This window comes from Clostridium sulfidigenes (assembly GCF_000732635.1).
Classification (GTDB): domain Bacteria; phylum Bacillota; class Clostridia; order Clostridiales; family Clostridiaceae; genus Clostridium_J; species Clostridium_J sulfidigenes.
Genome location: NZ_JPMD01000092.1, coordinates 1 through 479, shown reverse-complemented (window position 1 = coordinate 479; position 479 = coordinate 1). Strand labels below are relative to the sequence as shown.

The window sequence follows — 479 nt, the reverse complement described above, 5'->3', positions numbered from 1 at the left end:
TACTTGCGTAGGCACCCCTTCTCCCGAAGTTACGGGGTCAATTTGCCGAGTTCCTTAACAGCAGTTCTTCCGATGGTCTTAGGATTCTCTCCTCACCTACCTGTGTCGGTTTGCGGTACGGGCACTTGCTTCCTCCATAGAGGCTTTTCTTGGCAGCGTGGAATCAGTTACTTCGCTCTATTGAGCTCCTCATCACACCTCAGATTCGGCTAGCGGATTTGCCTACTAGCTACTCCTAAATGCTTAAACATACATCCAATAGTATGCACAACCTATCCTCCTGCGTCACCCCATTTGTAATAACGTCTGCAAGTGGTACGGGAATATCAACCCGTTGTCCATCACCTACGCCTTTCGGCCTCGGCTTAGGTCCCGACTAACCCTGAGAGGACGAGCCTTCCTCAGGAAACCTTAGGTTTTCGACCGCTAGGATTCTCACCTAGCTCTCGCTACTTATGCCAACATTCTCACTTCTGCAT

1 rRNA gene is annotated in these 479 nt (G+C 50.1%); it reads right to left on the bottom strand.

Annotated elements, in window-relative coordinates:
* Positions 1–479 (bottom strand): 23S ribosomal RNA (locus IO99_RS18880); the annotation flags it as partial.